This window comes from Thermodesulfobacteriota bacterium (assembly GCA_039028315.1).
Classification (GTDB): domain Bacteria; phylum Desulfobacterota_D; class UBA1144; order Nemesobacterales; family UBA2774; genus CR02bin9.
On the sequence record JBCCIH010000155.1, the window covers coordinates 1 to 6,085 of the forward strand.

General features: G+C 41.9%; 6 protein-coding genes. All 6 read left to right on the top strand.

Annotation, left to right across the window (positions count from 1 at the left end; genetic code table 11):
* Positions 1–65 precede the first annotated feature (65 nt).
* Entirely contained in the window at positions 66–1,139 is a 1,074-nt protein-coding gene (gene murG / locus AAF462_09425; GenBank protein ID MEM7009338.1) for an undecaprenyldiphospho-muramoylpentapeptide beta-N-acetylglucosaminyltransferase, read from the top strand.
* A 3-nt stretch (positions 1,140–1,142) separates the two neighbouring features.
* On the top strand, positions 1,143–2,507 hold the full coding sequence (murC, locus tag AAF462_09430; GenBank protein MEM7009339.1) for a UDP-N-acetylmuramate--L-alanine ligase: 1,365 nt from the start codon (positions 1,143–1,145) through the stop codon (positions 2,505–2,507).
* On the top strand, positions 2,504–3,406 hold the full coding sequence (murB, locus tag AAF462_09435) for a UDP-N-acetylmuramate dehydrogenase (GenBank protein MEM7009340.1): 903 nt from the start codon (positions 2,504–2,506) through the stop codon (positions 3,404–3,406). Before murC ends, murB begins: the two co-directional genes overlap by 4 nt.
* A complete protein-coding gene (locus AAF462_09440; GenBank protein MEM7009341.1) occupies positions 3,403–4,182 on the top strand; it encodes an FtsQ-type POTRA domain-containing protein in 780 nt (259 codons plus the stop codon). Before murB ends, AAF462_09440 begins: the two co-directional genes overlap by 4 nt.
* Positions 4,175–5,407 (top strand): cell division protein FtsA, encoded by a 1,233-nt coding sequence (gene ftsA / locus AAF462_09445; GenBank protein ID MEM7009342.1) that lies wholly within the window; start codon positions 4,175–4,177, stop codon positions 5,405–5,407. The genes AAF462_09440 and ftsA overlap by 8 nt, the downstream gene beginning before the upstream one ends.
* 57 nt (positions 5,408–5,464) lie before the next feature.
* Positions 5,465–6,085, top strand: a 621-nt coding sequence (locus AAF462_09450) for a cell division protein FtsZ (protein ID MEM7009343.1), incomplete at its 3' end; no start/stop codon positions are given.

Below are 6,085 nucleotides of genomic sequence, written 5' to 3' on the forward strand. Positions count from 1 at the left end.
ACTTCACTTATAACGAGCCTCGCAGCGGTAGGAGTTATACTTAACGTATCCAGATCGGGAATAAAATGAGAATAATAATAGCCGGCGGAGGAACAGGGGGACATGTGTTCCCTGCGATATCTGTAGCAAATGAGATTTCAGAGAGAAACGAGGGAGATGAGATTCTTTTTGTAGGCACAAAAAGAGGCATGGAAAACGAACTTGTTGTAAAACATGGCTACGAAATAAAGCACATAAGCTCCAAGGGCTTTGTGGGGAGAGGTCTCCTTAATAAAGGCCTGGCATCAGTTCATGCTATAAAGGGTCTTTTGGATTCAGCCTCAATAATCAAAGACTATAAGCCTGATGTTGTTTTAGGAGTTGGCGGATACGTGTCGGGACCATTTTTGATGTCGGCCGTTATGCTCAGAGTGCCGACGGCCATATGTGAACAAAACACAGTTCCGGGTGTTACAAATAGAATCTTAGGGAGGTTTGTAGATAAGATATTTGCCTCGTTCGACTCAAGTGTTCAGTTCTTCCCCTCTCACAAAGTTCATATAACAGGAAACCCGATCAGAAAAGACATACTAAACTCTAAGGTCGAGTCCTCAGAGGGAGACTCAATAAATATTCTAATCTTTGGAGGAAGCCAAGGGGCAACTTCTCTAAATAGATCACTTCCTCAGGCCTTTTCTAAAATAAAAAGAGAAAATATAAATATTGTGCATCAGACCGGCAAAAAAGACCTGGATTTGGTAAGTGATCTTTATGACGATCATGGAATAGACGCAAGTGTGCATGAGTTTATTCATGATATGGCAGAGGCTTACAGCAAAGCGCACCTTGTAATTGGAAGAGCCGGTGCTGGAACTATTGCTGAGATTACAGCTCTCGGAAAACCTTCTATACTTGTCCCGTTCCCGTTCGCAGCGCACGATCATCAACTTGAGAACGCAAAAATACTCCATGAGAGACAAGCGGCATTCCTCATAGAAGACAAATACGCTACACCTGAGAAATTAGCCCAAGAATTAGAGAATATTCTTCAAATAGAAATATTAGAGTCAATGTCTGAGCAGTCAAAAAGACTTGGTAAGCCACAGGCTTCTAAAGATATTGTGGATACGCTATACAAAATGGCTGGAGTAGGGAGATAGATATTGTACGGCAAAATTAAAAGAATACATTTTGTAGGAATTGGCGGCATCGGGATGAGCGGAATAGCTGAGGTTCTGATAAATATGGGTTATGAGATCTCAGGCTCAGACCTAGGTCAATCCTCAACTGTTAAAAGACTAAAAGACTTGGGAGCTAAGATCAGTATAGGCCACAGCGCAAAGAACGTGGAAGGATCGGGCGTGGTTGTTATCTCCTCTGCAATTAGAGCAGATAATCCAGAAGTAGTAAGAGCAAATGAGCTAAATATCCCCGTAATTCCAAGAGCAGAGATGCTGGCTGAGCTTATGAGACTAAGATACGGTATTGCCGTAGCTGGAAGCCATGGAAAGACCACAACAACTTCTATGGTAGCAGCGGTGCTGTCTTATGGAAAGCTTGACCCAACAATAGTGGTCGGCGGAAAAGTTAAAGCCATGGGAACCAATGCACGCTTAGGAAGGGGCAAGTTTATGGTAGTTGAAGCAGATGAGAGCGACGGCTCATTTTTAAGACTATCACCAGTTATCTCTGTGCTCACAAACATAGACGAAGAGCATATGGATTATTACAAAGACATGGCAGAGCTTGAAAGCACATTCCTTGAATTTTTAAACAAAATACCATTCTATGGTCTAAGCGTTCTTTGCCTCGATTGCCCCAGAGTGAAGGCGCTCTCAAAAGATTTTAAAAAGCGAATAATTACATATGGTTTTGATAAAGATGCAGAACTAAGAGCAGAAAATGTAGAAGTATCAGGATTTGAAACAAACTTTAATGTGATTTTGAACTCTACTGAGCTTGGGTCAATTACACTTAACGTCCCAGGCCGCCATAATGCCCAGAACGCCCTTGCGGCAATTGCAATCGGGCTTGAGCTTGGAATGAGCTTTGATGAGGTAAGTAAGGGGCTATCAGAGTTTAGAGGCATAGACAGGAGGCTTCAAGTTAAGGGCGAGGCAAGAGGCATAACTGTTGTTGATGATTATGCCCATCACCCCAAAGAGATAGAGGTAACCCTTTCAGCACTAAAAGACTCCCATGACGGCAGGGTTGTTGTGATCTTTCAACCCCATAGATACTCAAGGACAAAGCTTTTATTTGATGAATTTGTGGAAGCTCTCTCGCACACTGATATGTTGTATATAATGGATATATATGCGGCAAGTGAAGACCCTGTTGATGGAATTTCCTCAGAAAATCTAGTTCAGTCTATTTCAAAAAAAGGTCAAAAGAACGTTCACTATCTAAATGGTGATAAGATGCTTAAAACAGTAGTTGATAATCTAAAGTCAGATGACCTCGTGATAACGCTTGGAGCAGGCAACGTGTGGGCATTTGGAGAAAAGATTGTAGAGGAGATTAGGTGAAGGATTTGCTAGCCCAAATAAAGAGCTTAGGATTAGGCGTAAAGCCTGACTATCCAATGAAAAAATATACCTGGCTTAGGGTCGGCGGGGATGCAGACGCCGTTGTTGAACCAGGTAGCACACTTGAGTTCATAGAGCTATTAAATCTTCTATCATCTAAGAAAATACCTTGGGTAGTGCTTGGTGAGGGCTCAAACACAATAGTCTATGATATGGGCATTTCAGGAATAGTTATTTCCACAAAAAAACTAAAAAAATTCGAGATAGTAGAGGACACCAAAGTATTAGCTGAATCAGGGGTTATCTTGGGCACAATTATGAACCAGACTATTAAAGCCGGGCTCTGCGGATTTGAGTTTGCGGCAGGAATTCCGGGCACTGTTGGCGGCGGGATATTTATGAACGCGGGAGCCAATAGCGGTGAGATAAAAGACGTAGTTGAGACTGTCTGGATATGGCTTGATGGACAAGAGATTGCAATAGATAGAAAGGATATAAATTTTGAATATCGAAAGAGCAATTTGCCCAAGGGCAGCGTTGTAACTAAAGCGCTTTTTGGACTTCATAAAGGAGACAGTGCAAAGAGCGAGCAAAATGTTAAGGAGTACATGGCCAGGCGAAACTCAACCCAGCCGATTAAGATGTCAAACACTGGCTCAATTTTCAAAAACCCTGAGAACATTGCCGCAGGGCAGCTTATAGAAGAGCTGGGGCTTAAAGGCTACTCTATTGGAGGAGCTATGTTTTCTGATCTCCATGCAAACTTTATTGTAAATGTTGGGGGCGCTAGTGCTCAGGATGTACTTAGCTTGATTGAACTTGCAAAAAAAGAGGCTTTTGAAAAAAGAGGAATTACTCTAGAGACAGAGGTTAGAGTAATAGGAAACAAAGAAAAGTGATAGAACTTGAAGACGAGATTGTAGAAGAGAGCAAGTTTTCATATATGAAGTACATAAAAGTTCTCTGCGCACTGATTGTGTTTGCAGCGCTGGGAATTGCGGTCTACTATACTGTTCATCTAGAGACGTTCACTGTTTCAGAAATTGCAATAAGCGGCAATACCAAAATACAAGACAAGGAAATCCTCAAACGCTCAGGGCTTAGAAATAATGAGAGCACTATATTCTTTTTTGAGTCCGCAGTGGAGCAAAATATATTAAAAAACCCATGGGTAAAGAGTGTAACAGTCACTAAAGAGTTCCCAAAGAAAGTTTCAATAGACATTGTAGAAGAAGAGGCATATTGCTTAATAGTTGATCAAGAGGGCAGTATTTACTACATTAGCCAAGACGGAAAGCGTTTAGGGCAATCAAATTTTGAGCAAGGTCTTGATTTTCCTGTCCTGATAGGCGAAGGTATAAATGACGCGGATCTTGTAAAAGAGGCAATACAATTATTAGAGTTATCTTCAGAGAGCAAGGTACTTAATTGGAGTCAGATCTCTGAGATCCACCTAGATTCAATATACGGCATTGATTTATTTACAATAGACAAAAAGCGTATTGAATTTGATACCAAAGATATTGTAAATAAGTGGCGCAAGGTCGAGAAAATAATCACCCATGCACAGATGCTGGGTTTAGAAGAGAAATACATAAATATTAGCTCAGAGAGTATGGGTGTTGTAAATTTTGATTTGCAAGTTGTGAATACTGACGCTGAAGAAGATGGGTAAAGAGCAAAACTTGATAATAGGCTTAGATATTGGCACAACTAAAATATGTGCTATTGTTGGGGAATTCAATCCGGAAATTGAAGAAGTAGAAATAATAGGGGTAGGCACATATCCTTCCTTTGGTCTAAAAAGAGGGGTGGTTGTAAATATTGAAAACACCATCCAGTCCATTAAGAATGCCGTTGAAGAAGCCGAACACATGGCGGGTTGTGAAATAAGAACAGTCTTTGTGGGTATTGCCGGTGGTCATATAAAAGGGATCAGCGGCCATGGAATGATTACGATCAGAGAAAGAGAAGTGGCAAGGCAGGACTTAGAGAGAGTTATTGAATCTGCAAACGCCGTGCTCATTCCTGCTGATAGAGAAATAATCCACGTAATTCCCCAAGAATATATAGTTGACGGACAGACAGGGATTAAAGATCCGATTGGCATATACGGAGTTAAGCTGGAAACCAGAGTTCATATCGTTACGGGACAAGTAACAGCTGCACAAAATCTAGTAAAATGTATTCACGGCGCTGGAATGGATGTTGCTGATGTAGTGCTAGAACAGCTTGCCTCAAGTGAGGCTGTTCTTACTGAAGATGAAAAAGAGATCGGAGTAGTGCTTATTGACTGTGGAGGCGGAACCACGGATATTGCCGTATTTGTAGGCGGCAGTATAAGATATACGGAGAACGTAACTCTGGGCGGTGATAACATAGACCGAGACATTGCGCTTGGACTCTCCACTCCACTAGCAGAAGCAAGAAAAATTAAAGAGAAACATGGTACAGCATTAGCTGAGCTTGTATCTCCAGAGGAAGAAATAGAGGTTCCAAGCGTCGGCGGCAAGCATTTTAGAAAAGTATCTAGAAAAGATCTTGCTATGGTAATTGAACCCAGAATGGAAGAGATATTCACTTTAGCCAAGACCGAAATAATGAAATCGGGTTATGACGAATTAGTTCCGGCAGGAGTTGTCATAACTGGCGGAAGTGTTATCATGAATGGTACGGTTGAACTCGCTGAACGAGTCTTAGAAATGCCTGTAAGAATGGGCATTCCAACCGCTATCGGCGGCTTAACAGATATAATAGCAAACCCTGTTTACTCCACTGGAGTTGGTCTGGTTTTATACGGCGCGGGGTACACTGGAGACAAAAAACTCCGCATTAGAGATGAAAATGTGTTTAAAAAAATATTTGATAGCATGAAAAACTGGTTTCAAGAGTTTTTTTAGGTTACAATGAAAATAGGTTACACAGCAATAATATATCCTGCAGGAGGATGATAGGTTATGGCCAAGTTTGAACTCGAAGATACAAAAGTAGAATCAAGAGCAAAAATAAAAGTAGTAGGTGCTGGCGGCGCTGGTGGCAACGCTGTTAACGCCATGATTGAAAGGGGGCTAAATGGTGTTGAGTTTGTTGTTGCTAACACAGACGCTCAGGACTTAAGAAAGTCACTAGCTTCCACAAAACTCCAAATAGGCACAAGAACAACTAAGGGACTGGGTTCTGGTGGAAATCCAAATCTTGGCAGAGAAGCCGCAATTGAAGACCAGGCAAAAATTGCAGAAGCCCTAGACGGCGCTGACATGGTTTTCATTACAGCCGGCATGGGCGGCGGCACTGGTACCGGTTCATCTCCCATTATAGCTCAGGCAGCCAAAGAGATCGGTGCTCTGACCATCGGAGTTGTAACAAAGCCCTTTGGTTTTGAAGGCCCAAAAAGAAACAAACAGGCAATCGAAGGTATCAGCAACATGGATGGAGAGGTTGATACACTGATTGTAATTCCAAACGACAGACTTGCAGAGGTTCACAAGGTCAGCATCCTTGATGCTTTTAAGAAAGCTGACGAAGTGCTTCACCAAGCTGTTAGAGGCATATCCGATATAATCACAGGCACTGGATAT

Bases quoted from the DNA above. Each gene is read 5' to 3' on its own strand.
- murG (MEM7009338.1), top strand. From the start codon at position 66: ATGAGAATAATAATAGCCGGCGGAGGAACAGGGGGACATGTGTTCCCT.
- ftsA (MEM7009342.1), top strand. From the start codon at position 4,175: ATGGGTAAAGAGCAAAACTTGATAATAGGCTTAGATATTGGCACAACT.